General features: G+C 59.3%; 28 protein-coding genes. 19 read left to right on the top strand and 9 right to left on the bottom strand.

The genetic code is table 11. From position 1 onward, the window contains the following. Nucleotides 1–2: 2 nt before the first annotated feature. Both phoR and phoB read right to left on the bottom strand, forming a co-directional pair. The gene (gene phoR, locus AC07VV_RS10695; RefSeq protein ID WP_236187695.1) at nucleotides 3–1,289 is read right to left on the bottom strand and encodes a phosphate regulon sensor histidine kinase PhoR; all 1,287 of its coding nucleotides are present in this window, start codon (nucleotides 1,287–1,289) and stop codon (nucleotides 3–5) included. Between the two features lie 74 nt (nucleotides 1,290–1,363). Then, a complete protein-coding gene (phoB, locus tag AC07VV_RS10690) occupies nucleotides 1,364–2,053 on the bottom strand; it encodes a phosphate regulon transcriptional regulator PhoB (RefSeq protein WP_007896474.1) in 690 nt (229 codons plus the stop codon). Between the two features lie 151 nt (nucleotides 2,054–2,204). On the opposite strand from phoB, the gene AC07VV_RS10685 reads away from it, so the two are divergent. Further along, nucleotides 2,205–2,588: a COG4315 family predicted lipoprotein gene (locus tag AC07VV_RS10685; protein WP_096817176.1), complete on the top strand. Its 384-nt coding sequence runs from the start codon at nucleotides 2,205–2,207 to the stop codon at nucleotides 2,586–2,588. A 61-nt stretch (nucleotides 2,589–2,649) separates the two neighbouring features. Here the strand turns inward: AC07VV_RS10685 and ubiA are convergent, their stop codons facing one another. Beyond that, entirely contained in the window at nucleotides 2,650–3,540 is an 891-nt protein-coding gene (gene ubiA, locus AC07VV_RS10680) for a 4-hydroxybenzoate octaprenyltransferase (protein ID WP_495036195.1), read from the bottom strand. Then, on the bottom strand, nucleotides 3,540–4,091 hold the full coding sequence (locus AC07VV_RS10675; RefSeq protein WP_495036194.1) for a chorismate--pyruvate lyase family protein: 552 nt from the start codon (nucleotides 4,089–4,091) through the stop codon (nucleotides 3,540–3,542). The genes ubiA and AC07VV_RS10675 overlap by 1 nt, the downstream gene beginning before the upstream one ends. A gap of 199 nt (nucleotides 4,092–4,290) precedes the next feature. Here AC07VV_RS10675 and AC07VV_RS10670 point away from each other — a divergent pair, with 199 nt between their 5' ends. The 5 genes from AC07VV_RS10670 (at nucleotide 4,291) to AC07VV_RS10650 (ending at nucleotide 8,186) form a co-directional block, all read left to right on the top strand. After that, nucleotides 4,291–4,458: a rubredoxin gene (locus AC07VV_RS10670; protein ID WP_007954349.1), complete on the top strand. Its 168-nt coding sequence runs from the start codon at nucleotides 4,291–4,293 to the stop codon at nucleotides 4,456–4,458. 20 nt (nucleotides 4,459–4,478) lie between these two features. After that, nucleotides 4,479–5,627 (top strand): NAD(P)/FAD-dependent oxidoreductase, encoded by a 1,149-nt coding sequence (locus tag AC07VV_RS10665; protein WP_495036193.1) that lies wholly within the window; start codon nucleotides 4,479–4,481, stop codon nucleotides 5,625–5,627. Nucleotides 5,628–5,819: 192 nt separating this feature from the next. Further along, a complete protein-coding gene (locus tag AC07VV_RS10660; protein ID WP_003213368.1) occupies nucleotides 5,820–6,095 on the top strand; it encodes an HU family DNA-binding protein in 276 nt (91 codons plus the stop codon). A gap of 409 nt (nucleotides 6,096–6,504) precedes the next feature. Continuing rightward, nucleotides 6,505–6,879, top strand: a complete 375-nt coding sequence (locus tag AC07VV_RS10655) for a helix-turn-helix transcriptional regulator (protein ID WP_495036192.1) — start codon at nucleotides 6,505–6,507, stop codon at nucleotides 6,877–6,879. After that, a complete protein-coding gene (locus AC07VV_RS10650) occupies nucleotides 6,873–8,186 on the top strand; it encodes a type II toxin-antitoxin system HipA family toxin (RefSeq protein WP_495036191.1) in 1,314 nt (437 codons plus the stop codon). Before AC07VV_RS10655 ends, AC07VV_RS10650 begins: the two co-directional genes overlap by 7 nt. Here AC07VV_RS10650 and AC07VV_RS10645 read toward each other — a convergent pair whose 3' ends face one another. The 5 genes from AC07VV_RS10645 to tssI all read right to left on the bottom strand — a co-directional run bounded on the left by AC07VV_RS10645 (nucleotide 8,187) and on the right by tssI (nucleotide 14,451). Then, nucleotides 8,187–9,131 (bottom strand): phosphatidate cytidylyltransferase, encoded by a 945-nt coding sequence (locus AC07VV_RS10645; RefSeq protein WP_495036190.1) that lies wholly within the window; start codon nucleotides 9,129–9,131, stop codon nucleotides 8,187–8,189. Then, nucleotides 9,128–9,727, bottom strand: coding sequence for a lysophospholipid acyltransferase family protein (locus AC07VV_RS10640; RefSeq protein ID WP_495036189.1), 600 nt, complete (start codon nucleotides 9,725–9,727; stop codon nucleotides 9,128–9,130). The genes AC07VV_RS10645 and AC07VV_RS10640 overlap by 4 nt, the downstream gene beginning before the upstream one ends. Continuing rightward, on the bottom strand, nucleotides 9,714–10,346 hold the full coding sequence (locus AC07VV_RS10635) for a CDP-alcohol phosphatidyltransferase family protein (protein WP_495036188.1): 633 nt from the start codon (nucleotides 10,344–10,346) through the stop codon (nucleotides 9,714–9,716). Before AC07VV_RS10635 ends, AC07VV_RS10640 begins: the two co-directional genes overlap by 14 nt. Before the next feature lie 81 nt (nucleotides 10,347–10,427). Further along, on the bottom strand, nucleotides 10,428–11,099 hold the full coding sequence (locus AC07VV_RS10630; protein ID WP_495036187.1) for a DUF2931 family protein: 672 nt from the start codon (nucleotides 11,097–11,099) through the stop codon (nucleotides 10,428–10,430). A gap of 10 nt (nucleotides 11,100–11,109) precedes the next feature. Continuing rightward, nucleotides 11,110–14,451 (bottom strand): type VI secretion system tip protein TssI/VgrG, encoded by a 3,342-nt coding sequence (tssI, locus tag AC07VV_RS10625; RefSeq protein ID WP_495036186.1) that lies wholly within the window; start codon nucleotides 14,449–14,451, stop codon nucleotides 11,110–11,112. 717 nt (nucleotides 14,452–15,168) lie between these two features. Between tssI and tssA the strand changes: the two genes are divergently transcribed. The 13 genes from tssA to tssG are packed head-to-tail and all read left to right on the top strand — an operon-like array spanning nucleotide 15,169 to nucleotide 24,868. Continuing rightward, nucleotides 15,169–16,731, top strand: coding sequence for a type VI secretion system protein TssA (gene tssA / locus AC07VV_RS10620; RefSeq protein WP_102620672.1), 1,563 nt, complete (start codon nucleotides 15,169–15,171; stop codon nucleotides 16,729–16,731). A 32-nt stretch (nucleotides 16,732–16,763) separates the two neighbouring features. Continuing rightward, nucleotides 16,764–17,267 (top strand): type VI secretion system contractile sheath small subunit, encoded by a 504-nt coding sequence (gene tssB / locus AC07VV_RS10615; RefSeq protein ID WP_096817191.1) that lies wholly within the window; start codon nucleotides 16,764–16,766, stop codon nucleotides 17,265–17,267. 28 nt (nucleotides 17,268–17,295) lie between these two features. Beyond that, complete coding sequence (gene tssC / locus AC07VV_RS10610) at nucleotides 17,296–18,771, top strand: type VI secretion system contractile sheath large subunit (RefSeq protein WP_096817193.1); 1,476 nt, start codon at nucleotides 17,296–17,298, stop codon at nucleotides 18,769–18,771. A 9-nt stretch (nucleotides 18,772–18,780) separates the two neighbouring features. Then, nucleotides 18,781–19,188, top strand: a complete 408-nt coding sequence (gene tssE, locus AC07VV_RS10605; protein ID WP_007954373.1) for a type VI secretion system baseplate subunit TssE — start codon at nucleotides 18,781–18,783, stop codon at nucleotides 19,186–19,188. A gap of 19 nt (nucleotides 19,189–19,207) precedes the next feature. Then, nucleotides 19,208–19,612, top strand: a complete 405-nt coding sequence (locus AC07VV_RS10600) for a hypothetical protein (protein WP_495036185.1) — start codon at nucleotides 19,208–19,210, stop codon at nucleotides 19,610–19,612. Then, nucleotides 19,609–20,019: a hypothetical protein gene (locus AC07VV_RS10595; RefSeq protein WP_495036184.1), complete on the top strand. Its 411-nt coding sequence runs from the start codon at nucleotides 19,609–19,611 to the stop codon at nucleotides 20,017–20,019. Before AC07VV_RS10600 ends, AC07VV_RS10595 begins: the two co-directional genes overlap by 4 nt. Further along, nucleotides 20,019–20,390 (top strand): hypothetical protein, encoded by a 372-nt coding sequence (locus AC07VV_RS10590; RefSeq protein WP_495036183.1) that lies wholly within the window; start codon nucleotides 20,019–20,021, stop codon nucleotides 20,388–20,390. The genes AC07VV_RS10595 and AC07VV_RS10590 overlap by 1 nt, the downstream gene beginning before the upstream one ends. Before the next feature lie 52 nt (nucleotides 20,391–20,442). Then, the gene (locus AC07VV_RS10585) at nucleotides 20,443–20,826 is read left to right on the top strand and encodes a hypothetical protein (RefSeq protein ID WP_495036182.1); all 384 of its coding nucleotides are present in this window, start codon (nucleotides 20,443–20,445) and stop codon (nucleotides 20,824–20,826) included. Next, nucleotides 20,823–21,218 carry a hypothetical protein gene (locus tag AC07VV_RS10580; protein WP_495036181.1) on the top strand — a complete coding sequence of 132 codons (396 nt, stop codon included), beginning with the start codon at nucleotides 20,823–20,825 and terminating at the stop codon, nucleotides 21,216–21,218. The genes AC07VV_RS10585 and AC07VV_RS10580 overlap by 4 nt, the downstream gene beginning before the upstream one ends. Beyond that, nucleotides 21,215–21,664 (top strand): hypothetical protein, encoded by a 450-nt coding sequence (locus AC07VV_RS10575; RefSeq protein ID WP_192559321.1) that lies wholly within the window; start codon nucleotides 21,215–21,217, stop codon nucleotides 21,662–21,664. Before AC07VV_RS10580 ends, AC07VV_RS10575 begins: the two co-directional genes overlap by 4 nt. After that, nucleotides 21,657–22,082, top strand: a complete 426-nt coding sequence (locus tag AC07VV_RS10570; protein WP_192559320.1) for a hypothetical protein — start codon at nucleotides 21,657–21,659, stop codon at nucleotides 22,080–22,082. Before AC07VV_RS10575 ends, AC07VV_RS10570 begins: the two co-directional genes overlap by 8 nt. Nucleotides 22,083–22,109: 27 nt before the next feature. Continuing rightward, nucleotides 22,110–23,897: a type VI secretion system baseplate subunit TssF gene (gene tssF / locus AC07VV_RS10565; RefSeq protein WP_096817214.1), complete on the top strand. Its 1,788-nt coding sequence runs from the start codon at nucleotides 22,110–22,112 to the stop codon at nucleotides 23,895–23,897. Next, nucleotides 23,861–24,868 carry a type VI secretion system baseplate subunit TssG gene (gene tssG / locus AC07VV_RS10560; protein ID WP_495036180.1) on the top strand — a complete coding sequence of 336 codons (1,008 nt, stop codon included), beginning with the start codon at nucleotides 23,861–23,863 and terminating at the stop codon, nucleotides 24,866–24,868. Before tssF ends, tssG begins: the two co-directional genes overlap by 37 nt. Nucleotide 24,869: the final 1 nt, after the last annotated feature.

The raw sequence follows: 24,869 nt of genomic DNA, 5'->3' as shown, positions 1-24,869 counted from the left end.
CATTACTCAGCGGCGCTGATGACCCGTGCCTGAGCGACCTGCGCCGGGGCGAAATGGCAGGTGAATGTGCTGCCGTGGCCGGGCACGCTGCTGATCTCCATCCGCGCGCGGTGGCGCAGCAATACGTGTTTGACGATGGCCAGACCCAGGCCCGTGCCGCCGGTATTGGAGTTGCGGCTGGAGTCGACGCGGTAGAAGCGTTCGGTCAGGCGCGGCAGGTGTTTGCTGTCGATGCCGATCCCGGAATCCTGCACGCTCAGGTGCGCGCCCTGATCGTCGCCCCACCAGCGGATGCGGATATTGCCTTCGGCCGGGGTGTATTTGACGGCGTTGAACACCAGGTTGGAAAACGCACTGCGCAGTTCCGCCTCGCTGCCCTTGAGCAGGATGCGGGTGTCGGCTTCCAGGGTGATGCGCTGATTCTTCGAGCCTGACAACTGCTGCGCATCGCTCTTGATCGACTGCAGCAGGGTGTCGATATGCACGGGCTGGTTGTCCGACGGGTAATCGGTGGCTTCCAGTTTGGCCAGCAGCAGCAAGTCGTTGAGCAGGGTTTGCATACGCCCGCCCTGTTGCTGCATCTGCTGCAGGGCGCGGCTCCAGCGCGGGTTCACTTCCTCGACGTTGTCGAGCAGGGTTTCCAGGTAGCCACAGATCACCGTTAGCGGGGTACGCAGCTCATGGGAGACGTTGGCGATGAAGTCTTTGCGCATTTGTTCCAGCTGATGGATGCGCGTGACGTCGCGCACCAGCATCAAGTGTTCGTTGTTGCCGTAGCGCGTGAGGTACAGCTGGATGCGTACGCGATCGTTGGTCGGCGAGGGGATTTCCAGCGGTTCGGCGTAGCTTTCCTGCTCGAAGTATTCCTTGAAGCGCGGATGGCGGACCAGGTTGGTCACCGGTTGGCCGCTGTCCTGTGGGGTTTTCAGACCGAGCAGGGTTTCGGCGGCGCGGTTCCACCATTCCAGGTTGCCGTCGCTGTCGAGCATGATCACTGCGTCTTTCAGCGCGGCGGTGGACTCTTGAACGCGGTCGATCACCGCTTGCAGGCGTCCGCGTACCCGTTGGTCGCGGCGTTGCAGGTGGTAGATGCTGTCGAACACTTCGCCCCACAGGCCATAGCCGTCGGGCGGTGCTTCATCGGGTTGGTGCAGGCGCAGCCATTCGTGCAGGCGCAGCAGTTGCTTGAGCGTCCAGGCCAGGTACAGGCCCAGTCCCGCCGCCAGACTCCAGCCGTAGTAGCCGGTGATCAGGCCGATCACCAGGCAGCCGGTGACCAGCAACAGCATGTGGCGAATCAGGGTGCCATGCCAGTTTTGGTTCACGGAAAATGCGGTCCTTGTCTGCGGGGAGGGCGCTCGGCTCAGGCCTTGGTGGAGAACCGATAGCCAGTGCCGCGCACGGTTTGTACCAGATTTTCGTAGGCGTCGCCGAGCGCCTTGCGCAGGCGTCGGATGTGCACGTCGACCGTGCGCTCTTCAACATAGACGTTGCCGCCCCAGACCTGGTCCAGCAACTGGCCACGGGTGTAGGCGCGTTCCTGGTGGGTCATGAAGAATTGCAGCAGACGGTATTCGGTCGGGCCCATCTCGGCAGGTTTGCCGTCGATGGTCACGCGGTGGCTGATCGGGTCGAGCAGCAGGCCGCCGACTTCGATCGGCGCTTCGCCATCGGTCGGACCGGCGCGACGCAGCACGGCCTTGAGGCGTGCTACCAGTTCGCGTGGGGAAAACGGTTTGGTGATGTAGTCGTCGGCGCCGACTTCCAGACCCTGGATCTTGTTGTCCTCTTCGCCCTTCGCGGTGAGCATGATGATCGGGATGTCCCCGGTCAGCTCGTCACGCTTGAGGCGGCGGGCCAGCTCGATGCCGGAGGTGCCGGGCAGCATCCAGTCGAGCAGGATCAGGTCCGGTTTACGGTCGACGATAATGGCGTGCGCCTGCTGCGAGTTCTCTGCCTCGAGGCAGTCATAGCCGGCCATTTCCAACGCAACGGCGATCATTTCGCGAATGGGCGCTTCGTCGTCGACGATCAGAATGCTCCTGCCAACCATGCCTTAATCCTCTTGTCATTTAACTGTCTTGCGCCGCATTAGATAACGGAATTATTGCAGTCGTGTGACAGTATTTTAGTCCGGCGGCGATTGTGCAGATCCTGAACTAAGCTCTAAGTCCGAATCCTGACAACCACAAAAGAAGGTTTCCATGACTCAAATGACTGCTTCCTTTAAGGCTTTGCTGATGGCTGCCGCCCTGACTCTGCCTGGACTGGCGATGGCGGCCGAGCCGGCCATGATGAAAGACGGCATGATGGTCGATCACAAAGGCATGACCGTTTATACGTTCGACAAGGACGCTGGCGGCAAGTCGATGTGCAACGGCGATTGCGCCAAGAACTGGCCGCCGATGATGGCTCCGGCGGGCGCCAAGGCCGAAGGCAAATGGACGGTCATCAAACGTGATGACGGCATGATGCAGTACGCCTACGACGGCAAGCCGCTGTATACGTTCATGAAGGACGAGAAGCCTGGAGAAATGAAGGGCGATGGAATGAAAGACGTGTGGCACGTGGTTCACGAACACAAGTAAGCCATTCAGTGAAACCGGATCGCGGCCCGCAGGCATTGCCCCGGGCCGCGATGCTTTGAGGTCAGCGGAACGCGTAATCCAGCACGATCCCGACGAAAATCGCCAGTCCGGCCCAGTGGTTGTGCAAAAACGCCTTGAAGCAGCGCATCCGGTCGCGATCGCGGGTGTACCAGAACTCCCAGGCGTAGCACCCGGCCGCCACCAGCAGGCCGAGGTGGAACCACATTCCCAACTCGAACTTCGATCCGGCCAGCAACAGGCATCCCAGCGACAGGGCCTGCAAGGTCAGGATGATCACCCGGTCCGCTTCGCCGAACAGGATGGCCGTGGATTTCACGCCGATCTTCAAGTCATCGTCGCGGTCGGTCATCGCGTAATAAGTGTCGTAGCCCACCGTCCACAGCAGGTTGGCGATCCACAGCAGCCAGGCGGTCGCCGGCAGCTCACCGGTTTCGGCGGTGAACGCCATCGGCATGCCCCAGGAAAACGCCGCGCCCAGCACCACCTGCGGGTAATAGGTGTAGCGCTTCATGAACGGATAGGTAAACGCCAGCGCCAGGCCGCCCAGCGACAGCCAGATGGTCGCGGCGTTGGTGCACAGCACCAGCAGGAAACTCACGCCCATCAGCAGGGCGAAGAACACCAGCGCCTCTTTCGAGCTGATCCGCCCGGCGGCCAGCGGGCGTTCGGCGGTGCGCTTCACATGGCCGTCGACCTTGCGGTCGGCCCAGTCATTGATGACGCAGCCGCCGGCACGGGTCAGCACCACGCCGAGAACGAAAATCACGACGTTGGCCAGCGAAGGCGAACCTTTACCGGCAATCCACAGCGCCCAAAGCGTCGGCCACAGCAGCAGATAAATGCCGATTGGCTTGTCCATCCGGGTCAGTTGGATGAAGTCCCAGGCGCGTGGGTTCAGGCGATTCAGGGATTTGAGCAGGCTTTGGTACATCAGCAGTTCTCCGGACGGGCGCGGACGGCTTCCCACAGCGTAGGCAGGAAAATCTCCGCCACCAGTACGCTCAATGCACCACGGTCGAAACGCGAACGACGCCCCCACAGTCCGGCGGCCCGGGAATCCTCGGGCAGCCAATGTTCCGGGTAATGGCAGACTTCGATGGCGCGGCGCTGGAACGCGTGATCGCAGAACAGCAGTTCGCCCAGCGAGCGGCTGCCCAACTCATCCATATGCAACCCGTCGCCCTGCAAGGCACTGCGCGACGCCACGCTGCGGGCGAACACCCATGCCTCGCCATGCCCGCGCAAATACACCTCACGCACCCAGCCTTCGCTGCCTTCGGCCAGGTTCAGCGCCGCGCATTCGTCGTCGCGCAGGGTCTGCCAGCCTTCGAACAGCGGCGTGACGCTGAAGCCGTCATCGGACAGACGCGTCAGGCGGCGGGTCAGGGAGCCTTCGTCGAACAGCCAGTCAAGCGTGGATGTGTCGGGGAGGGGATTCAGGTGGCTTTGCAGGCGCCACAGCGGGGCGTTTTTGAGTTGCACAATGAGTCATTATTGGCAGCAAATGAGGCGGCGAGCTTACCATGGCGAACCGCGAGTTTGATTGATCCGGGCCGCCATTGCGCCGAACAGGCTTGCATCTGGCCGGTACCATCAGTACAAAACGCCCTGAGCCGGACGGCAGCGCTGCACCATCGACCGTCCGCGCCGGCTAAAGCCTGAATCCTGAGGAAGTACCTGAATGAAGAAGTGGCAATGTGTGGTCTGCGGCCTGATCTATAACGAAGCCGATGGCTGGCCGGACGACGGCATCGCGCCGGGCACCCTGTGGCAGGACGTGCCGGAAGACTGGCTGTGCCCTGACTGCGGCGTCGGCAAGATGGACTTCGAAATGATCGAAATCAACTGAGAACTCACAAGGAGTAAGGCATGAGCGCACCTGTCGTAATCGTCGGCACCGGGCTGGCGGGTTACAACCTGGCCCGCGAGTTTCGCAAACTCGATGGCGAAACCCCGCTGCTGTTGATTACCGCCGATGACGGTCGTTCCTACTCCAAACCGATGCTTTCCACCGGCTTCGGCAAGAACAAGGACGCCGACGGCCTGAGCATGGCCGAACCCGGCGCCATGGCCGAGCAATTGAAGGCCGAGATTCGCACGCACACCCGCATCAGTGGCATCGACGCGGGCCACAAACGGTTGTGGATTGGTGAGGAAGCGGTGAGCTATCGCGACCTGATCCTCGCCTGGGGCGCCGAAACAGTGCGTGTGCCGATCGAAGGCGATGGCGGGGATCTGGTATTCCCGATCAACGATCTCGAAGATTACGCACGTTTTCGCGCCGCGGCGGCAGGCAAGCGTCGAGTGTTGCTGCTAGGTGCCGGCCTGATTGGCTGTGAGTTCGCCAACGACCTGATCCTCGGCGGCTATGAAGTGCAACTGGTTGCGCCGTGCGAGCAAGTGATGCCAACCCTGCTGCACCCGGCCGCTGCGGCAGCGGTGCAGGCCGGGCTGGAAAGCCTCGGTGCGCGTTTCCACCTCGGCCCGGTGCTGACCCGACTGCAAAAAGTCACCGATGGACTGGAAGCCCACCTGTCCGACGGCCAGGTTGTCCCTTGCGATGTGGTGGTGTCGGCTATCGGCCTGCGCCCACGGATCGATCTGGCGGCGGCAGCCGGTATCCAGACCAATCGCGGCGTGATGGTCGACCGCCATCTGCAAACCTCTCACGCCAACATTTACGCCCTGGGTGATTGCGCCGAGGTCGACGGGCTGAATCTTTTGTACGTGATGCCCCTTATGAGTTGTGCGCGAGCGCTGGCACAAACCCTGGCCGGCAACCCGACGGCGGTTAACTACGGGCCGATGCCGATTACCGTGAAAACCCCGGTCTGCCCGCTGGTGGTTTCGCCGCCGCCACGGGGCCGCGAAGGCGTCTGGACGGTCGAAGGGCAGGGTGCCGACGTCAAGGCGCTGTGCCACGACGCCGAGGGGCAATTGCTCGGTTATGCCCTGACGGGCGCGGCGGTGATGGAAAAACTCGCACTGAACAAACAGCTTCCGGCCTTGCTGGCGTAAATACCGGTCGTTCTGTCGGAATCACCCCGCTTTTGCCCCCACAAAGGTCGCGGGGAGACTGGCGCCGCCCTTAACCGCGTGCCATCCTCACTCCCGTCTGCCGCAGAGTAGAGCCTGCGGCGCCTTGGGCGCTGTTCCAACGAGAACAGCACGGACATAACAACAAAAAACCGACTCAAAGGGGCTTCACTAATGCGTAAACCAGAACTCGCCGCTGCAATCGCTGAAAAAGCGGATCTGACCAAAGAGCAGGCCAACCGCGTTCTCAACGCCGTCCTCGAAGAAATCACCGGCGCCCTGCATCGCAAGGACAGCGTCACGCTGGTGGGCTTCGGCACCTTCCTGCAACGCCATCGCGGTGCCCGCACCGGCAAAAACCCGCAAACCGGTGAGCCGGTGAAGATCAAGGCCAGCAACACTGTTGCGTTCAAGCCGGGCAAGTCGTTGAAAGACAGCGTCAATCCATAATTGCGGCGCACTCCCTGAATAGCGGGGAGAACCGTAATGAAAAAATGGGCACACCGATCAAATCGGGTGCCCATTTTTTGTGTCTGGAGGATTCCAGAGACCGCCGATTCTCATCTGGCCGTCATTCCTGTTTTGGTTGAGTGTATGTTGTCTTGATATTCATACGTTATCAGCCAGTATCCCGTGTATTGTCTAGTTATGTAGACATTGTTGGTGTTGCGTATATTGTGAATATTGCTGAGATCCAATGCCTTTAAATTGAGACATAAGGGCCATTTTATTCATTAGTGCCCAGATTTCAGTACGCAGGGATGCCATTGGGTGTGATGCAGATCGATCCTTCTGCAATGTCTAGTATTGAATACACACACATCGTGATTTGCACATTCGCTCCAGGAATTTAGACACTATGCGCCTCCAAGCCATGACCGACGATGCGATTGCCAGCGCCATTGGTGCCCGGCTCCAGGAACTGCGCCTGAAGAAAAATCTCAGCCAGGACCATGTCGCCAGGGAAGCCGGCATCAGCCGCCAGACCTTGATCAACCTTCTCCATGGCAAAGGCACCCTGGTGAATCTGCTGGCCGTCCTGCGTGTCATTGGCGAGCTGGAAAGAGCGGCTTCACTTGTAGAGCCTGTTCGGCCGAGCCCGTTGCAAGTGATCAAGATGGCCGGAACCCGGCGTATGCGGGCAACCGGCACGCGGGCGGTGGGCAAGGCATCGGCAGGGAGCGCAGGCGATCCAGTGTCCGGCAGCGAAGTCAAAAAGGAGGTTGATTGGTGATTACTGCAAAGGTGTATCTGTTCGACCGGTTTGTCGGGGGGCTGCTCTGGGATGAGGGCACCGAACTCGGATTGTTCGAATACGATCCTGAATTCGTCAAAACCGGCATCGAAATCTCGCCCATCCATATGCCCTTGGCAGCCAATCAGACTTACGCCTTTCCCGGCCTGAATCGGGAAACCTACAAAGGCCTTCCGGCTATCCTCGCTGACTCTCTGCCCGATGATTTCGGTAACGCACTGATCGACGCCTGGCTCGCTAAAGAGGGCCGTGACAAAGCGACATTCACTCCCGTTGAGCGAATCCTGTATCAGGGTTCGCGCGGGATGGGTGGGCTCGAATATCGGCCCGCCCTCACAGGCTCGGTTAACGCCAGTGAAAGTGTCCAGATTGACGCGCTGGTAGAGCTCGCCAGCGAAGTACTCTCGCAACGCGAAAGCCTGGCTGATCGCCTCGCAAAACACGATTCCGATGTCGATGACGAGGCACTTCAGCGCTTGATTCAGGTGGGTACCAGCGCCGGCGGTGCGCGGGCCAAGGCCGTTATTGCGATGAACGCGGCTGGCGAGATCCGTTCAGGGCAAGTCAAGGCGCCAAAGGGGTTCACCTACTGGCTGCTGAAGTTCGACGTTGCCAAAAACACCGATGTCCTGGCCGACTCGCAAGGTTTCGGACGTGTGGAGTACGCCTATTCGCTCATGGCCAAAGCCGCCGGCATCACCATGAGCCCGTGTGAATTGCTGGAAGAGGGTGGGCGTGCTCACTTTCTGACCAGGCGCTTTGACCGGACCGATGACGGGGAAAAGATCCACATGGCGACCCTGTGTGCCATGGATCATGCCGACTACAAGCAGCCGGGTGGCTACTCCTATGAGCAGGCATTCGGGGTGATGCGAATGCTCAGGCTCTCGCGCAGCGATGCAGTGGAGTACTTTCGGCGCATGGTTTTCAATGTGATCGGGCGTAATCAGGATGACCACACCAAGAACACCAGCTTCCTGATGGATCGGGCTGGCACCTGGTCTCTTTCCCCGGCCTATGACGTTTCGTGGTCGTACCAGCCTGGCAGTTTCTGGGTCGCGACCCACCAGATGACGATCAATGGCAAGCGCGACAAGTTTGAACTCGCGGACCTCGAGGCCGTCGCCAGACAGATCCGGGGCATCGACGCCCCGGCCATCATCAAAGAGGTTTGCGCTGCCGTTAAGCGTTGGCGCGAGATTGCCGGATCGGTAGGCGTTGCACCGCGATTGATCGACGAAATCGAGAAGACACACCGTCTCTATCTCGGTGAAACCCTCGCCTGATCAAGCGGAGAAAAAATACCGGGTCAGATGAAAGAAAATCGGTGCGGCGAAGCAGATCGAGTCCATCCGGTCGAGCATCCCGCCGTGGCCCTTGATCATCGTGCCCCAATCTTTCGCGCTCAGGCTGCGCTTGATCGCGGACATGACCAGGCCACCGAGGAAACCCATCACCACAATGACCAGCGACATCAGCAGCGATTGCCAGAAGCTGAACGGCGTCATCCAGAACATGCAGCCACCGATCAGCGTGGCGGACAGCCCACCACCGACCAGTCCCTCTACGGTTTTCGACGGACTCACCAGCGGTGCAACCTTGCGTTTACCGAAAAGCTTGCCGAACACGTACTGCAGCACGTCACTCATCTGCACCACGAACACCAGGTAGAACAGCAGCAGTGCGTTCTGGCCCTGGAAACCCCGCAGATCCAGCAACAACAGCGCGGGCGCATGGCTGATGCAGTAGATGCAGATCATCACACCCCACTGAATCTTCGCCGTGCGCTCCAGAAAACCCTCGGTGTCCTGGCTCAGCACGGCAATCGCCGGCAGCAGCAGGAAGGCGTACACCGGCACCAGCAGGGTGAACATCGAATACCAATGAGTGCCGATCAGCAGATATTGCAGCGGGATCAGAATGAAAAACGCCGAAAACAGCGCGTTATGATCACCACGCGCCGTGGGCGTCAGGGTGATGAACTCGCGCAGTGCGAACAGCGAAATGAAACCGAACAACACCACCGTCGCATTGGGGCCCAGGAGCCAGGACACGAAGAAAATAATGACCATCCCCCACCAGGCATTTACACGCTGGTTGAGGTTTTCGATGGTTGCGATCGAGCTTTCGCTCTTTGCGCGTCTGGCCAGTACGCCGCCAATCAGCGAAGCCACCGCCAGCAGCCCGGCGATTGCCGCGAAGAACCACAGGAACTTGGTTTCCAGACTCATTTCGACAACCTCACGATGGCGTCACGCGCCCGCTCCAGGAACACCTGTTTCTCCTCGCCTTCAATCCTTTGCAAAGGATCGCCGATGCGGATCGTGCAAATGATCGGCAGTGGCACGTGCTTGCCCTTTGGCATCGAGCGATGCAGGTTTTCCAGGTAGATCGGCACCAGATCGACCTCGGGGAAGGTCTCGGCCAAACGGAAGATTCCGGATTTGAATTCACCGGGCAACGCCTGCGTCGAGCGGGTGCCCTCGGGGAAGATGATGATCGAATGACCGGCCCGCACCACGTCGAAGATTGGCTCCAGCACGTTGGCGCCCGGCGCCGGATTGCGCTCGATCAGCACCGCATTCAAGCCTTTCTGCGAGATGTACGACAGGAAGCGGTTCTTGCCCCAGTAGTCGGCGGCGGCCACCGGTTTCACGTTCACCCGGGCTTCCGGAGGCAGCGCGGCGATGATCGCCAGGGTGTCCATGTGGCTGGTGTGGTTGGCGAAGTAGATGCGCTGGCGCGTGAGATCCGGCGGGCTTTCCCAGCGGGCGGTCACGCCGATCAAGAAGCGCAACACCGAAATCAGTGCATTACTGATCCACATGGGCGTTCCCCTTCAGTTGTCTGGCGATGGCCAGGGTTCGCGTCACGCAGGTGGCGACGGAGCCAAGGGCGATGATCACCAGCGCGATCAGCAAAGCGTAGTGCGTCGCGTAGTAACTGGTTTCGAACACGTTCAACACCAAGGCCACCGTCATCACGGCCATCCGGTGCTGCTTGGCCATCGGCCCCATGAAGCTTTGCGTGAGCCCGAGTGAACCGCCGAAGACCCGGACATACGCCGTCAACGCGGCGGCCAGCGCGGCAAACCAGCCAAGATCGGACTGTCCGATGGCAAAACCCAGCCCGACGATCAGCAGGCTGTCCGCCACCCGGTCCGGAAACTCGTTGTACAGGCTGCCAATGGCCGACTGCTTGCCGCCTTCGATCGCCACCATCCCGTCGAACAGATTGCACAACAGCCGCAACTGAATGCCGACGATGCACAGGATCGAACCGGCCACGCCGTTATCGATGTTCAGCGTCACGGCACCGAACAGCGCGAAAACCATGCTGACGACGGAAATCTGGTTGGGGGAAATATCCCGCTTGACCAGCACGTCCGTGAAGTGTCGCGCCCAACCCGCCGAGCGGGTCTTGATGGGCCTTCTGTTTTCATCCATTTGCCAATGTCCGTATCAGTGATGAGTTGCAGTGAGTTTATTGTGGTCGCTGGCGGTAGACGGTGCCTGACAATCGGGTGGTCACCAGGAATCGTAGGGGATGCCGAATTTTTCGATGTAGGCCTTGGATTCTTCATAGAGCTGCCTGTGTCTTCCGTTGGTCTTGCCACCGTAGGGACCTTTGGGATCGATCTTGCCCTGGACCCGCATGACTTCGGTCGACAAGAGACACTGGCCGCCCAGCCAGACTTTGGCGATGCCGCCTGGCGCGAGGCCGATGACCATCATATTTCGGTAATCCGTGATCCACTTGCCGTCAGCCCGACAGAAAACTCTCTCACCCTTGAGCATGATCTGGCGCACTGAGTCCGGGATTTTTATGAAGGCTTTGTAAGTCTGCGGTTCGGCCATAGACTGCCAGCGGACGAAGACCAGATAGGGCAGCGCGGCCCCGGTGACACGTCGACCTTTGCCTACCGGATGATCTGGCCATCCTGGTGCCTGCCCACGGAAAGTGGCGGGTACGCCTTTACTGTACGGTCGAGGATAGGCAAAGGCTGGAACTCCCCCGGCTGCGTCCAGAAACACGCGTTTGTTGACGTCCACGACGTCTGCAGTTTCGATCCAGGCCTCCATGTAGTCAGGTGTGAAAAACCTGAGCATCCAGCCGTCATAAGGCAGTGATCTTGTTCCACCTGATGTGCAGCCGCCCAGCAATACAATGAATATCAATGCAAAACCAATCTTGAACATGTACGAGTTCTCACGCATTGGGGTGCACCACACGAACAGACTGATCGGCGGGGCGATTGATAAACAGAATGCTCAGCCCGGTTTCGTTGAGTCCCTTCGCAGCATTCCAGTTGGATGACAGATGAATGTAGCGTTGAGCGAGTAGCGCATGCTCGTTCAGGCTCAGATCGAGACTGCGGGATTCACCCAGCGCAAACGTCATCATTTTTCGAGCGATACCTATGAGCTCTTCCGGTAACGGGTAACTCTGAGATTCTTGGCTAATCGTTTCGAACTCGACCCCGTGCCGGCTCGCCAGCTCCCGCATGATTCGCAGGTAAATCAGGGACAGGTCATTGCGCACGACTCGTTCGCTGTAGATCGCCGCATACACATTCTTTGATTTGCGCCGATCGCCCTTGACGTTGCTGACCGTTTCCACCGCCCAGGTTTTGACTTGAAGCGTCAGCCCATAGAGATGCAGTTGGTCCTGAAGCCTGCCGAGTTCTTGCTCGGCCAATCGATAAGCATTGGTCGACGACGAGGGGGTATCAAAATCCACGTCGCGACTGCAGCGCGGCTTGCTAAGCAGTACCCGTTCAACAAGATTCGGTAAGTATCCGCCGCCCAGGTCGGAGTGGACGCCCGGCAATACAATGTCGGCGTTTCCGGCGCTGTTGAGCGAAAAGTTGTGGCGGCGTTCGTCCCGGGCAACCAGGTGCACAACTTTCTTTGCAATGTCCGGCGCCAGATACAGATTGACGCCGGGGTTGTTGGCGTCATGGACGCTGAAATCGCCGTCAGCCATGCTGCCTATGGCGGCAGCGGTGTCGAAGATGCCGATGAAGTTGATGCTGACATCGATGTTGGCCCGCCAGGAGAAGCTCTCAAGGAACAGTGACGAGTCCGCGGGAAGTAATTGCGCCAGCGGGCTTTGCTCGCCTTTCATCACTTCATTGGCGAAGTGTCTAGCAGCAGCGGCACCGCGGCTGAAGCCGAAGATGTCGAACTGAACGGATTCCACTTTCAAGGTCGGGTTTGCCAGCTCAAAAACGCGAATCCCGGCAATGAAGCTCGCCGGGCTTTGCTTGACTCTCGCCACTACACCTTGTGCACCTGTGCCGGTCATTTGCGAAAACACCGAGTCGTCTTCATTCGCACTCGTACCTATGCCATCAAAGTAAATCGGTAGGTGCCAGATGGTTTCTTCTTCTGCCAGTCGCCGTCCTTGGTCATCGCGATACAACCTATACAACTTCGCCACATTGCTAGTGTCATTCCCATAACTGCTATCCGGCACATTGCCCTGTCCGTCATACCCATGCATCTGGCAGAACTGTTGAATGTCCTCGGCTTCCTCTTCAAGATTCACATCCCGCGCATAGCAACCTTTCACCTGTTCGCTGTTGAACAGATTGTTCCCCGTCCCATCGAAAAACACGCCGATCCGCAACGTAATCCCGGCAGGCTTTTCATCCTCCAACTCGACTTCTTCTTCCTCTTCTTCGAGTTCGCCGTTCTCCGGAACTTGAGTAGAGGCAGTCGCCTGTCCAGCGGCCAGGGCCGCCGCCATTTCGGTCGCTGGAACTTCAGTTGCTTCACCTGCGGATAACTTTCCACCCGTCACAATCTCGGTACTGCTGAAGATCCCGCCTTCGTCGATCACGATGTGATGACCGCCCGCGTTCAGCGTGATGCAGGCGCCCGCATCCAGTACCACGCTGGCGCCGGCCTTGATCTGCACCTGTTGTCCCGCCTCGACGGCAATGACCTTTCCGGCAGTCGTCTGGCTGCTGCCCTGGATGCTTTCCCATCGATCACGCCCGACTTCCAGCCGACTGTCATGGAGAATCTGCCGCTCCATGTCGCGTTGGGCACGCAGGTAGATCAGTTCCAGCCCGGCGCGATCTTCAATCGTCAGTTCGCTGTAACCGCCGGAGTCGGGCGAGCTGCGGCTGCGCAAAACGGTTCGGGTCTTGTGCTCGGGCAGCTTGTAAGGAGCGGGCGTGACCCTGTTGATCACGCAGCCGGTAATCAGCGGATGGTCGGGGTCGCCCTCCAGAAAGGTCACCACCACTTCCATCCCGACACGGGGGAGGGTGACGGCACCGAAGCCGTTTCCGGCCCAGCTCGATGACACTCGTACCCAGCAACTGCTGCGTTCGCTGTTGAACTCGGCCCGGTCCCAGGGGAATTCGATCTTCACGCGACCGAATTCATCGCAGTAGATCTCTTCACCTTTTGGTCCTGTCACCCGAGCGGTCTGGCTCACCAGCGGTGGCCGACGCGCAGGCAGTGGAGGGCGGAAAACCACATCGGCAGGAATGGCGCGGAAGCTGTTGCGGTATCCCTGGGTGAAACCGTCGGTGGGCTTGAGTTCGTTGGTGGCCGATTCCTCCAGCACTTGAGGTTGTCGCCCGGTGTGGGTGACTTCAAGCAACTGCCAAAGGCCGTTGCATTTCTTGCGGGTGTGTTCGGTCAGCTCGAACAGATAACCGCAGCGCAGGGTCGGCTGGTTGCTCTGGCCCTCGGCCATTTCATAGTCGGCGCGATGGCGCTCCAGGGCCTGACGGGCAAGTTGTTTGCCGCGTTTTTCGTTCTCCATCGCTAATGGGTAGCGATAGTCTTCAAGTCGCGGCGTGAACCCGGCGCTGAAGCGGCTTTCCAGCAAGAGATGCGGGCGTTTCAGGTCGTAGTCGCGGCGTGTGACATGACTGGTGCGTGTTCGGGCGTGCAGCGAAAACCGGCTGACCACCGGGTGCTCGGGCACCATCCCACAATCCTGCCGATAGGGAGTCGCACGCAGAGTTGGCAGGAACACCGTGTCATCGGTGAACAGCAGCAGATGCCCCTCGGCCGAGTGTTGGTGATGCCACGCCATACCTTCTTCGGCGCACAACCGCTGGATGAACTCGAAATCGGTTTCACCGTACTGGGTGCAATACCCACGTGGTGGCAAGGTCTGGACATGGAACCTGAACGCATCGGCAAGGATGCCGTGCCGTTTGAGCACTTGCGTGATGATCTGCGGGACAGTCTGGTTCTGAAAAATCCGTTGGTCGTGACTGAACTGCAAATAGTGAAGCTCTGGAACCAGTGTCAGGCCATAGTGCGACAGGCGCTTTTTCGACTCACCGGCCTGCACATTCTCGATGCGCCCATGAATACCTTCGCCGTCCAGCCCGAATCGAAGGAACGCCGGCTGACCCAGCAAACTTTCCACGTCGAAGTCAGGGACCTCACTGACGAGTTCAACCTTGATGGCATAAAGCGTGCTGACGGCCTCGGAACCCTCGAAAGCCAACACCTTGAAGTCGTTGCGAACGGCGGGGATCTGCAGCGTAAATCGCGCAGAACTGACAGCTCCAGACATGCGCTTGTCCTTAAGCAGGGAAGGGGATTTGGCGTGATGTCGAAACCCTCCCTGGTCAGCGCACGCGAACATTGCCCGGCACGCTAACAAGGTGTGAAACAAATTTATGTAAGAAGAATCTCTGGTTTAAGTCGGAGCGTTCCGCGTTGTAAAACAACGTTCCGATTGTGGGAAATGCCTGTGGGAAAGTGATTCAGGACGATAAAGCGCCCAAGCGATAATCCTGTGTGTGCAGGTATTCCAACAGTATTCAACATATGAATTGCCATCAATTTGATGGCACTTTTATTGTTCGCAGTTGTCGCCAGTCATTTGTTAATAGATGAGGGTGTATTTTCGGAAGCGTCCTACTTCAAATTTTTTCCGGATTTGTCATGCTTCCCTCGGTATTTATGGAACGGGCGTGCTAGTGCTGTCGTTTGTTTTCACTGGGTGCTCTAAATCAATGCTTCTGGGGGTTTTTGCCGAAAATGTGAAATATAAACCGATATCGGGGAAACCCCTGTCACATATAGGGCGATCTCCTACACACCCCAATGAACAGTTCGTCTTGTTGTTTAATCGGATGCTTGCTAGTGGCCATCATTGTGATTACGATGCGCGCACTTGAAAGAGCACACACTCAATTGGATGAGTCTTCTCACTGCTCTTCGATACTGTCCCCGCGCCGCTGCAACTCCAATAGGCGCACGACCGTAATCCAAATAAAGGCCATGGATGTCCTACTCAAGCAAACTTTCCGCCCATTACCTCGAACTCGCTAAAGTCTCTGTTTCCAAAGAGAATTTCGCGGGCGAAGACGTTCGTTTTTCGAGCGAATTCGAGGCCCTGGAAAGCGAGCTGGCCAAAGCCTCGTCGATGCACGAAAGCGGGCAGATCGACTGGCTGAAAATCCGCGAAAACAGCGAAAACCTGCTTCGTACCCAATCCAAGGATTTGCGTGTTGGCGCCTGGCTCGCCTGGTCGTTGTACCAGCGTGAATCTTTCCCCGGGCTGCTCGCCGGCCTCGGTTTGCTGCACCATTTGTCGGAAAACAACTGGGCCGAGGTCCATCCGCTCAAACCCCGCACCCGGGCCGCTGCCATCGGCTGGCTGGTGCCGCGTCTGGAGCAGGTGATCACCGAGAACATCGCGATCAAGGAACAGCTGCCGATGTTCCGGCAGTTGTCCGAGCATCTGTCCGGTCTCGACGCGGCCTGCACCGAGCATCTGGGCGATGATGCGCCGCTGCTGCTGCCGCTCTCCCGCCGCCTGAAAACCATGATCCAGCGCGCTGCCGACAACCAGCCGGCACCCGGCGTTGTGGGCGCGGCGGTGGCGCAGGTCAAACAGGCCGCCAGCCAGTTGCTGGCGCCCGGCGCGCCGATCGATAACGAGAAAGAAGCCCACAAGGCCCTGCGCGCCCAGCAGGAAAGCGCCCGCCCGTTGTGCGCCTGGTGGCTCAAGCAGAAAGCCACCGACCTGCGCGCCCTGCGCCTCAACCGCACCTTGCTGTGGATGACGATTGACGCGGTGCCCGAGCGCAACGCCGAGCAGATCACGATGCTGCGCGGGTTGCCGGTCGACAAGCTCAAGCAGTATCAGGACCGTTTCGACCAGGGCAAATACGCCGACCTGCTGGTGGAACTGGAGGCGAGCCTGGCGAAGGCGCCGTTCTGGTTCGATGGGCAACGAATGGTCTGGGAATGCCTCCAGAACCTCAACGCCGAGCTCGCCATGCGCGAAGTGGAAATCCACTTCGCGCTTTTGGTTCAGCGCCTGCCCGGCATCATCGAGTTGCGATTCCATGACGGCGCGCCGTTCGCCGATCCGTCCACCCGGGCGTGGATCGCCGGCAACGTCATGCCGCACCTGCAAAGCGCCAGCGCGCCGCGCAAGGTCGAGTCCGATGACGTCCAGACCCAGCCGGCCTGGGAAAAGGCGCTGGAAGAAGTCCAGCCGATCCTGCGCAAGGAAGGTCTAAAACCGGCGGTGCAGATCCTCAAGCAGGGCCTGCAATCGGCTCACGGCGGCCGCGAACGCTTCTTCTGGCAGTTCGCCCTCGCGCGGCTGTGCTTCCTGGCCAAGAAATACGAACTCGCCAAGAACCAGCTCGAAACCCTCGATCAGACATTACAGGACTCAGGCCTGCACGCCTGGGAGCCCGATCTTGCATTGGAAGTGCTGCACCTGCTGCACAGTTGCTGCGAGTTGTTACCGCAGAACCATGCAGTGCGTGAACGCAAGGAAGAGATTTATCGCAGGCTGTGCCACCTCGATCTCGAAGTGGTACTCGAATAGGCCCCAGGGCCACAACCGCAAGGAGAAAAGCCATGGCCAAAGAAGGCTCGGTAGCCCCCAAGGAACGCATCAACGTCACCTTCAAACCCGCCACCGGCGGTGCTCAGGAAGAGATTGAACTGCCGCTGAAGCTGCTGGCAATCGGTGACTACACCCACCGCAAGGACGATCGCAAGATCGAGGATCGCAAGCCGATCAGCATCGACAAGATGACCTTCGACGAAGTGCTGGCCAAGCAAGAGCTGCAGCTGACACTGAGCGTACCGAACCGTCTGCAGGAAGATGGCGAAGCTGACGAACTGGCCGTGCAACTGCGCGTCAATTCGATGAAGGACTTCAACCCGGCCAGCTTGGTCGAGCAAGTGCCTGAGCTGAAAAAGCTGATGGAACTGCGCGACGCGCTGGTGGCCCTCAAAGGCCCGCTGGGTAACGCACCTGCGTTCCGTAAAGCCATCGAAGGCGTGCTCGCCGACGATGAATCCCGCGGTCGCGTACTCGGTGAGCTGGGCCTGAACGCCGCAGCCCCGGACGCTTGAGACTCCAGCAGCCAAGGAAGCCAACACAATGAGCACTAGCGCAGCACAACAGAACGCCGCTGAAAACGGCGAGTACAGCATTCTCGACAGCATCATCGCCGAAACCCGCCTGACGCCGGACGACGAAGCCTACGACATCGCCAAGCGCGGTGTGTCGGCGTTCATCGAAGAGCTGCTCAAGCCGCAGAACAACGGTGAGCCGGTCAAGAAAGCCATGGTTGACCGCATGATCGCCGAGATCGATGCCAAGCTCAGCCGTCAGATGGACGAAATCCTGCACCACCCGGACTTCCAGTCGCTGGAGTCGTCGTGGCGTGGCCTGCAACTGCTGGTCGACCGCACCAACTTCCGCGAAAACATCAAGATCGAAATCCTCAACGTCTCCAAGGACGATCTGCTGGACGACTTCGAAGATTCGCCGGAAGTGATGCAGTCGGGCCTGTACAAGCACATCTACACCGCTGAATACGGCCAGTTCGGTGGTCAGCCGGTTGGCGCGATCATCGCCAACTACTACCTGTCCCCAAGCTCGCCGGACGTGAAACTGATGCAGTACGTGGCCAGCGTATCCTGCATGTCCCACGCGCCGTTCATCGCCGCTGCCGGCCCGAAATTCTTCGGCCTGGAAAGCTTCACCGGTCTGCCGGACCTGAAAGATCTGAAAGATCACTTCGAAGGCCCGCAATTCACCAAATGGCAGAGCTTCCGTACCTCGGAAGACTCCCGCTACGTTGGCCTGACCGTTCCGCGTTTCCTGCTGCGTAACCCGTACGACCCGGAAGAGAACCCGGTCAAATCGTTCGTGTACAAGGAAAACGTTGCCAACAGCCACGAGCACTACCTGTGGGGCAACACCGCTTACGCGTTCGGCACCAAGCTGACCGACAGCTTCGCCAAGTTCCGCTGGTGCCCGAACATCATCGGTCCACAGAGCGGCGGCGCGGTTGAAGACCTGCCTCTGCACCACTTCGAAAGCATGGGCGAAATCGAGACCAAGATTCCTACCGAAGTTCTGGTTTCCGACCGTCGTGAATACGAACTGGCCGAGGAAGGCTTCATCTCCCTGACCATGCGTAAAGGCTCCGACAACGCGGCGTTCTTCTCCGCAAGCTCGGTGCAGAAGCCGAAGTTCTTCGGCATCAGCGCAGAAGGCAAGGCTGCAGAGCTGAACTACAAGCTCGGCACCCAACTGCCGTACATGATGATCGTCAACCGCCTGGCTCACTACCTGAAAGTGCTGCAGCGCGAGCAACTCGGTTCGTGGAAAGAGCGTACCGACCTCGAGCTGGAACTGAACAAGTGGATCCGCCAGTACGTGGCCGACCAGGAAAACCCGAGCGCCGAAGTGCGTGGCCGTCGTCCGCTGCGCGCTGCGCAAGTGATCGTCAGCGACGTTGAAGGCGAGCCGGGCTGGTACCGCGTCAGCCTGAACGTGCGCCCGCACTTCAAGTACATGGGTGCCGATTTCACCCTGTCGCTGGTTGGCAAGCTGGACAAAGAGTAAGAGCGACTCATGGACGGATACGGCAGCCTTTTCGAACGCCTCAACGGCGACGCGGAACTACGCAAGGGCAGGAGCCTCGAGGCTTCTGCCATGGCGTCGGTGGCTGCCCATCTGGCCAAAATGCTCAGCACCCGGGCCGGCAGCGTGCAAACGCTGTCCGACTACGGGTTGCCCGATCTCAATGACATGCGCCTGAGCCTGCACGACTCCCTGAGTCAGGCCCGCCTGGCCATCGAAAGCTTCATCGAAGCCTACGAACCGCGCCTGAGCAACGTGCGTGTCATTTCCCTGCCGCGTGACCACGACCAGCTCCGCCTGGCCTTCAGCATCGAAGGCCTGCTGGAAGTCGAGGGTTTCAAGCGTCAGGTCAGTTTCGCCGCGCGCCTGGATGGCAGCGGTCAAGTGAAGGTGAATTAGGACCATGCGAGGGAACGCCGTGAATCCGGGTACATTGGCGAAGTGGGGGCGTGGCGTGTTGCTATTTCTCGCCCTGACGGCTGCTGCCCTGGTTTCAGCTGCCTGTTACGTGAAAACGACGGCGGCACGGCTGGCTCACGAGTACTCCACCGACTGGAACGATGCGGGTACCTGTTTCATCCGCTCCTACATTCCGCAGTATTCGGCCCTCGGCATACCGGGAATGATTTTCAAGCTGTTTGCCAGTGAAGCCTTTTTCCGGGTTTACGCAAAAGACGGCACGCTGCTGAAGTCGTCCGAATGGTTGCTCTGGCAGAACGAGTTCACCACCGATGAACGCTCGCAGTGGATTTATGGTCATGCGATCTATCCGACAGCGACGGGCTACGAGGGCTGGAATATTCCGGCGTGTGGCGAGCAATGAACCTGCGAAAGAGCGCGAGGGCGGCTGGCGTCTTCATGATCACGGTGTTTGTGCTGGCACTTTTCGTCGTCATTGGCGAGCTGACGCGTACCCCATCCCTGGTGACCGTCAGCCCTTCAGGCGATTACAGATTCGAGGTGGTTCCGGCCAGTTGGATGATCGGTGCATCCAACATGCTTTACCTCAGATTTGTTGACCTGAAGGACCCCGATCACATCTACCGCACGCCTCTGATGGTTCGTGAGTCGCTGTATATGCGCGACTACGAAGACGAAAAAGTCGTCGGTATTACATGGATCGATTTCAACAAGGCTGATCGAACATTCACGTGGTCGCTCCCGGGCTGGAAAGAGCATTGGGCCAACCGCGTGATCAGTAATACCCCCTATGAAGTGATAGAAAACTGATGGGTAGCCGACTCATCGGATTAGTCCTGGCTGCGCTGGCCTGCGTGCTCCTGGTCTTGTTGGGGCTGAAGATGTTCGCGGGCAGGATGGCTCATCCGTTGACTAAAGACTGGAGCGAATCGGGTCAGTGTTATGTCGTCATGTACGCCCCCGGCTATGGCGCACTGGGTATGGTCGGACGGGTGCTTGAGCTGTTCAGCAGTCCGTACTTTTTCCGTGTGTTCACAAAAGACGGCACCTTGCTCGAATCGTCCGAATGGAAGCTGTGGTTGAAAGAGGCTGAAGGCGTCGCCCCCGAATTCCACGGCCAAACGTTTTTTTTCCCTGGCATGCAGGGCTGGGAAACATGGACGGTGCCCGAATGCGCCTGATCGCCGGCTCGAACACTACTGAGAAGCGCGATGTGTGTACCGGGTGCACGCGATGACGTGGCTGCGCGCGTGGAAATGGCTCAATCATCTGCTGAGCCTGATCGGAGCGTTGGCCATCATCGCCGTCGTGATGGTCGCGATCAAATTGAGCTGGAGTCACTCGAAAAAGCCGGTATTGCCCGGTTATCCCGACGCGGTGTGGCGGGGTGCCGAGGATGGTGGCGACTTCATCGAGATTACTCGGTCGATGCCACCGGACTACTTCATTCAGGTGCGCTCAGAGGGCGGCAGTCTCGTCAAGGAAGGCTGGGTGCGCTTCGCCACTCAGGATGGAAAACCGTTGACGATGAACCGGGTCAGCGCTTTCGACGGTGAATACCTCTTCGTTGACTCGTACGTGCGGGTCACGACGAGCAAGGGAGGGCGTGTTCAGTGACATTCAGCGCCTGCATGACATCGCTGTCAGTGGTGGCTGGCCTGTTGTTGGCGGGCTGCACGACGCAGCTGGTTTATATAAACGACATTTACCTCGTCAACACCTGTGGCGTACCGCTTGAAGTGCAACCGCAGCATTCGACCAACTGGTTGCCGTCGATCACGCCGCGTCCGGTTGCGCCGGGCGAGCGAGTCAGTGTTGCCAGCTACAAGTCCTACGGTGAAGACATCGAAGAGCAAATCAGCAGTCGCTATTCGCTCACGATGAAAGGGCCGGAGCGGACGCGCCTCGTCAGCGCAGACGAGATGCGCTACGCCTTGTCCGACGCCAAACGCGAGCGCGATGGACTACAGCGCAGCTGGACCCTCAAGGACGGAGTGTTTTGCCCATGACAGCCGGACCTGACGAGATGCGCATGAACATGCCGGCCCGCATCGTCTGCTGCCTGTTGATCCACAGTCTTTTCTGTGTCGGTTACACGTTGCTGAATAACTTCGCGGCCGACTGGTACATCTCGACCTACGGCAGCTTGACATCCCGTGGTGTGAACATTCGCCTGACCAGCAAATTCCTTTACGAGTTTTTTCTCGTTTTCAACTGGGTGCTGGCGCTGATTCCCGTGCTGCGCGTGAAGTTGGTGATGTGGGCGATCTGGGTGGCGCTGGTGCTGTTCTGGATGCTGCCGCATCACCCGCTGCGGGCGCTGTTGTATGGCATTGGTCAGGGGGCGTTCACCTTGGCGGCGATCGTCGTTTGCGTCGGCCTGGAAGCGTGGTACATGCGCAAATTTTCCGGCGCAAAAGCCTCGAAACGCGCGTCGGAGGCTGGCCATGCTTAGTCGCGCGCAGCTGAGTTTCTTCATGGGTGCCTTGTGGGCGCCATTCCTGGTCATGTTGGCGTTTTCATCCTATGGCCTGTGGATTGGCGATTATTCGACATTCGATTCGTCCGAGACCCACTGGGTGTATCTGTTGTGGTTCGGCATGCCCGGGTTGCTGTTGTTTGCGCTATGGGGCTCGCGGGCCGCGAAGAGCCGCAATGAGCAGCAGGCGCTGCGGATGGTCTGGCTGGCGCCGTTGAAGTTCATCCCTTTCTACGCGGTGCCATGGATGCTTTATGGCTTGTGCAGTCTGGTTGCCGGGCCGTTCTACAGTGCTTTCATGGCCTACAGCTGGATCCTGCTCGTGCCGTACCTCCTGATCGGCGGTTACGTGTGTGCCGGCGTGACGGTCGCGCTCTACAGGATATTTTTTTGATGAGTTCCACTACCAGGCAGGTAACCCGTGTCCTTTAACCACTACTACCAAAGCGAACTCACCGCACTGCGCCAACTGGGCCGCCGTTTCGCCGAGCGTAGTCCGGCGCTGGCGCCGTTCCTGGGGCAGGCCGGGCGGGATCCGGACGTGGAGCGGTTGCTGGAAGGCTTTGCGTTTCTGACCGGGCGGCTGCGCCAGAAGCTCGATGACGAGTTGCCGGAGCTCAGCCATTCGCTGATGCAGTTGCTGTGGCCGAACTACATGCGCCCGCTGCCGGCGTTCAGCATTCTGCAGTTCGATCCACTCAAGCGTTCGGGGCCGGCGCTGAAGGTCGAGCGTGATACGCCGATTGAAAGCGTGCCGATCGAAGACGTGCGTTGCCGCTTCCGCACCTGCTACCCGACCGAAGTCATGGCGCTGGATCTGGCCGCGCTGAACTACTCGGTGAAGGGCGACGGTTCGTTGCTCAGCCTGCGCCTGGAGATGAGTGCCGACGGCCACCTCGGCGAGCTGGAACTGAGCAAGCTGCGCCTGCACTTTGCCGGCGAACGCTACATCAGCCAGATGCTCTACCTGAGCCTGCTGCGCAACCTCGACGGTATCGAACTAATCCCGCTTGACGGCGCCGGCAAGCCGATCGATGGCGTGAGCGGCAAACCGATGGCGTTCAAGATTCCGGGCGACCGCGTCAAGCCAGTGGGTTTTGCCGAAGAAGAAGCGTTGATCCCGTATCCGCTGAACACCTTCCGGGGCTATCGCTACCTGCAGGAATACTTCGCCTTCCAGGACAAGTTCCTGTTCGTCGATGTCCACGGTCTGGACATTCTCAAGGCGCTGCCGGAAGACACCCTCAAGCAGATGCGCGGCCTGGAATTGCGCTTCGACATCCGCAAGAGCGGCATCATGCGCATGCGTCCGACCCTGGATAACGTGAAGCTGTTCTGCACGCCGATCGTCAACCTGTTCAAGCACGACGCGCTGCCGATCCGCCTCGACGGCAAGCAGGACGAATACCTGCTGCTGCCGGCGGAATTCGATCTGGAAAACTGCGGCGTGTTCTCGGTGGAAACCGTGACCGGCTGGAAGCCCGGCGGCCTCGGTTATCAGGAGTACGTGCCGTTCGAATCCTTCGAGCACGACCCGAGTTTCGACGTGCCCAACAGCCGTCCGCATTACAGCATCCGCCAGCGTTCGTCGCTGTTGCACGACGGCCTAGACACCTATCTGAGCTTCGGCATCCGCCACACCGAAGCCCACGAAACCCTGTCGATCGAGCTGGTCTGCACCAACCAGAACCTGCCGCGCAAACTCAAGCTCGGGCAGATCTGCATGGCCTGCGAAGAGACCCCGGAGTTCCTGAGTTTCCGCAACATCACCCCGGCCACTTCCAGTTTCGCGCCGCCGCTGAACCGTGACTTCCTGTGGAAGCTGATCAGCAACATGTCGCTTAACTATCTGTCGCTGGCCGACGTCAATGCACTGAAGGTGATTCTCGAAACCTACGACCTGCCGCGCTACTACGACCAGCACGCGGAGAAGGTCAGCAAACGCCTGCTCGGCGGTCTGAAACTGATCAAGCATCACCACGTGGACCGGTTGCACCGTGGCCTGCCGGTGCGTGGCTTGCGCACCGAACTGACCATTGACCCGGAAGGGTATATCGGTGAAGGCGACCTGTTCGTCTTCGCCTCGGTTCTCAACGAGTTTTTCGCGCTTTACGCCAGTCTCAATTCGTTCCACGAGCTGCGGGTAAAAAGCACACAGGGAGAGGTGTACCAATGGACACCACGTATGGGTCTGCAACCCCTGCTTTAAGCGGGCTGACCCGGGTAATACGCGAGTACTCGCTGTTTCAGGCCGTGCTGCTGGTGATCGACCGGCTGCGCGACGCGCACCCGTACCTGAGCGAAGACGACCTGTACGACCAGCTGGAATTCCAGGCCAACCCGAGCCTGGGGTTCCCCGGCAGCGACGTCGATCGCGTGGAGTTTTTCGAAGAGCACGGGCAGATGCGTGCGCGCCTGCGGTTCAACCTGATCGGCCTGGTCGGTTCCGGTTCGCCGCTGCCGGCGTTCTACGGCGAACAAGCCCTGGGCGACAGCGAAGACGGCAACCCGACGCGCAACTTCCTCGACCTGTTCCACCATCGTCTGCAACGCCTGCTGCTGCCGATCTGGCGCAAGTATCGCTATCGCGCGAGCTTCCAGAGCGGCGCGGTCGACCCGTTCTCGTCGCAGCTGTTCGCCCTGATCGGCCTCGGTGGTGACGAGATCCGCCGCGCCAAGGAGCTGAACTGGAAACGCCTGCTGCCGTACCTCGGCCTGCTCAGCCTGCGGGCGCACTCGGCGGCGCTGATCGAAGCAGTGCTGCGTTACTACTTCAAGCACGAAGACCTGGTCATCGAGCAGTGCATCGAGCGCCGCGTGGAAATCCTCGAAGAGCAACGCAACCGCCTCGGCTTTGCCAACAGCGTGCTGGGTGAAGACCTGGTGCTGGGTGAACACGTGCGCGACCGCAGCGGCAAGTTCCGCATTCACATCACCGAACTCGACTGGGAACGCTTCCACGAATTCCTGCCCATCGGTTTCGGTTACCAGCCGCTCTGCGCGCTGGTGCGGTTCACCTTGCGTGACCCGCTCGATTACGACATTCGCCTGGTGCTGCGCCCGGAAGAAATCCGTGAACTGCGCATTGGCGAGAAGAACGACTGTCGCCTTGGGTGGACCAGTTGGCTGGGCTGCGAAAAAGCAGACGGCGTGGTGACCCTCGGCAGCAAAATTCATTAAG

The organism is Pseudomonas sp. GW821-FHT02C04 (assembly GCF_059421845.1).
This window is presented reverse-complemented; position numbering and strand designations above follow the sequence as displayed.

Excerpts from the sequence above, each read along its gene's own strand:
- AC07VV_RS10660 (WP_003213368.1), top strand. The coding sequence starts at position 5,820 with ATGCGTAAACCAGAACTCGCCGCTGCAATCGCTGAAAAAGCGGATCTG.
- tssG (WP_495036180.1), top strand. The coding sequence starts at position 23,861 with ATGGACACCACGTATGGGTCTGCAACCCCTGCTTTAAGCGGGCTGACC.
- AC07VV_RS10595 (WP_495036184.1), top strand. The coding sequence starts at position 19,609 with ATGAACCTGCGAAAGAGCGCGAGGGCGGCTGGCGTCTTCATGATCACG.
- phoB (WP_007896474.1), bottom strand. The coding sequence starts at position 2,053 with ATGGTTGGCAGGAGCATTCTGATCGTCGACGACGAAGCGCCCATTCGC.
- AC07VV_RS10670 (WP_007954349.1), top strand. The coding sequence starts at position 4,291 with ATGAAGAAGTGGCAATGTGTGGTCTGCGGCCTGATCTATAACGAAGCC.
- tssB (WP_096817191.1), top strand. The coding sequence starts at position 16,764 with ATGGCCAAAGAAGGCTCGGTAGCCCCCAAGGAACGCATCAACGTCACC.
- AC07VV_RS10655 (WP_495036192.1), top strand. The coding sequence starts at position 6,505 with ATGCGCCTCCAAGCCATGACCGACGATGCGATTGCCAGCGCCATTGGT.
- AC07VV_RS10685 (WP_096817176.1), top strand. The coding sequence starts at position 2,205 with ATGACTCAAATGACTGCTTCCTTTAAGGCTTTGCTGATGGCTGCCGCC.
- phoR (WP_236187695.1), bottom strand. The coding sequence starts at position 1,289 with ATGCTGTTGCTGGTCACCGGCTGCCTGGTGATCGGCCTGATCACCGGC.
- AC07VV_RS10575 (WP_192559321.1), top strand. The coding sequence starts at position 21,215 with ATGACAGCCGGACCTGACGAGATGCGCATGAACATGCCGGCCCGCATC.
- tssE (WP_007954373.1), top strand. The coding sequence starts at position 18,781 with ATGGACGGATACGGCAGCCTTTTCGAACGCCTCAACGGCGACGCGGAA.
- tssC (WP_096817193.1), top strand. The coding sequence starts at position 17,296 with ATGAGCACTAGCGCAGCACAACAGAACGCCGCTGAAAACGGCGAGTAC.
- tssA (WP_102620672.1), top strand. The coding sequence starts at position 15,169 with ATGTCCTACTCAAGCAAACTTTCCGCCCATTACCTCGAACTCGCTAAA.
- AC07VV_RS10640 (WP_495036189.1), bottom strand. The coding sequence starts at position 9,727 with ATGTGGATCAGTAATGCACTGATTTCGGTGTTGCGCTTCTTGATCGGC.
- AC07VV_RS10585 (WP_495036182.1), top strand. The coding sequence starts at position 20,443 with ATGACGTGGCTGCGCGCGTGGAAATGGCTCAATCATCTGCTGAGCCTG.
- AC07VV_RS10630 (WP_495036187.1), bottom strand. The coding sequence starts at position 11,099 with ATGTTCAAGATTGGTTTTGCATTGATATTCATTGTATTGCTGGGCGGC.
- AC07VV_RS10645 (WP_495036190.1), bottom strand. The coding sequence starts at position 9,131 with ATGAGTCTGGAAACCAAGTTCCTGTGGTTCTTCGCGGCAATCGCCGGG.
- tssI (WP_495036186.1), bottom strand. The coding sequence starts at position 14,451 with ATGTCTGGAGCTGTCAGTTCTGCGCGATTTACGCTGCAGATCCCCGCC.
- AC07VV_RS10635 (WP_495036188.1), bottom strand. The coding sequence starts at position 10,346 with ATGGATGAAAACAGAAGGCCCATCAAGACCCGCTCGGCGGGTTGGGCG.
- AC07VV_RS10665 (WP_495036193.1), top strand. The coding sequence starts at position 4,479 with ATGAGCGCACCTGTCGTAATCGTCGGCACCGGGCTGGCGGGTTACAAC.
- ubiA (WP_495036195.1), bottom strand. The coding sequence starts at position 3,540 with ATGTACCAAAGCCTGCTCAAATCCCTGAATCGCCTGAACCCACGCGCC.
- AC07VV_RS10570 (WP_192559320.1), top strand. The coding sequence starts at position 21,657 with ATGCTTAGTCGCGCGCAGCTGAGTTTCTTCATGGGTGCCTTGTGGGCG.
- AC07VV_RS10590 (WP_495036183.1), top strand. The coding sequence starts at position 20,019 with ATGGGTAGCCGACTCATCGGATTAGTCCTGGCTGCGCTGGCCTGCGTG.